The 1,576-nt window shown below is 71.3% G+C and carries 1 protein-coding gene and 2 pseudogenes; all 3 read left to right on the forward strand.

Translation table 11 applies throughout. The annotated features are described in order from the left end of the window. Positions 1–587 (forward strand): annotated as a pseudogene (locus G3N93_RS39675) (thioesterase II family protein); the annotation flags it as partial. Continuing rightward, entirely contained in the window at positions 584–889 is a 306-nt protein-coding gene (locus G3N93_RS39680) for an isochorismate lyase (protein WP_174936692.1), read from the forward strand. The pseudogene G3N93_RS39675 and the gene G3N93_RS39680, both read left to right, overlap by 4 nt. Continuing rightward, positions 886–1,576, forward strand: a pseudogene (locus G3N93_RS39685) (salicylate biosynthesis isochorismate synthase); the annotation flags it as partial. The gene G3N93_RS39680 and the pseudogene G3N93_RS39685, both read left to right, overlap by 4 nt.

The following is a 1,576-nucleotide window of genomic DNA, read 5'->3' on the forward strand; positions in this document are numbered from 1 at the left end:
GGGGGCGGTGCCGGGCGCCGTCTGGGGCGCCCGCCGGCCCGGGCGCCGCTGGGCTGCAACGCTAGGGGACCGCACCGCTCGGGCGGGGCGGGGACGGCCGCGGCGCGGCGGTCGCATACGAGGTAGCGGTGCGGCTCGAGGCGCGCGGCGCGGCGCCGCTTTACCTCGCCGTGTCCGCGCTGCCGCCGCCGCATCGCCAGCGCCTGTCGGATCTGCACCTGCAATCCGACGATGCGCTCGTGGGCGATGTCGCGCGGCTGTCCGGCGAGCACGCCGCGCTGCTCGCCGATCCGGAAATGCGCGCGATCTACCTGCCGATGATCCGCAGCGACTACCGCGCGATCGAGACATATCGCCGCGACCGGCCGCCGCGGATCGACACGCCGCTCGGCGTGATGCTGCCGCTCGCCGATTCCGAACTCGACAACGACGAAGCGCACGCGTGGCAGGACGTCGCGTCGCGCCCGATCCGCATCGAGACGTTCAGCGGCGACCACTTCTACCTGCGCCACCAATACCCGGCGGTGATCGCGCATCTGGTCGAACGGATCGACCAATCCCTTCGTTACGGAAAGGAGTACACATGAAGACACCGGACGCCTGCGCGGGGCTGCCCGACATTCGCGAAGCCATCGATCGCCTGGACGCCGACATCATCGTTGCCCTCGGCCAGCGCATGCAGTACGTGAAGGCTGCGTCGCGCTTCAAGCCCGACGAAGCGAGCATCGCCGCGCCGGAACGGGTGGCCGCGATGCTGCCCGACCGGCGCCGCTGGGCCGAACAGGCCGGCCTCGATGCCGACTATGTCGAGACGCTGTTCTCGGGCCTGATCGCGTGGTACATCACGCAGCAGACGCAGTATTGGCGGCAACAGCGGGGGCTCGCATGAACGCCGGCCTCCCGCTGCTGCACGACACCTTCGCCCGCGCGGCCCGCTGCGCCGCCGACACCGGCGCGCCGACGCTCGCGTCGGTGTCGGTACCGCTGCGGCCGCTCGACTTCTTCGACCTGATTGCCGCGTGGGACGACGGCGCCACGCCGTGGTTCTTCCATGAAGCGGGTGATGCGTCCGTCACGCTGTTCGGCTGGGATTGCGCGCTCGAACTGACCGCCACCGGCAACACGCGCTTCGCGCAAGTCGATGCCCGCTGGCGCACGCTCGTTCGCGATGCCGTGATGGCCGGCCCGCAACCGCCGCGCCTCGTTGGCGGCTTCCGGTTCGATTCGCACGGCGCGCGCAGCGCACACTGGGCGCCGTTTCCCGACGCGAGCATGACGGTGGCGAAACTGCTGATCGTGCGCGAAGGCGATGCGCACTGGGCCGTCTGCCAGCACGTCGTCGCCGCGCACGACGATCCGGCCGCGCTCGCGCATGCGTACCTCGCGCGCATCGAGTCGCTCGGCACGCTCGCCGCCGCCCATGACGACGATGCCCCGCATCTGCTGCACACGCAGGCGCTGCAGGCCAGCGAATGGCAGCACGAAGCCCGGCGCGCGGTGGACGCGATCCACGGCGGCGCGTTCGGCAAGGTCGTACTCGCGCGCGACGTGCTCGAACAGTACGCGCGGCCCGTTG

It is taken from the genome of Burkholderia sp. Se-20378 (genome assembly GCF_017104665.1).
Lineage (GTDB): Bacteria > Pseudomonadota > Gammaproteobacteria > Burkholderiales > Burkholderiaceae > Burkholderia > Burkholderia lata.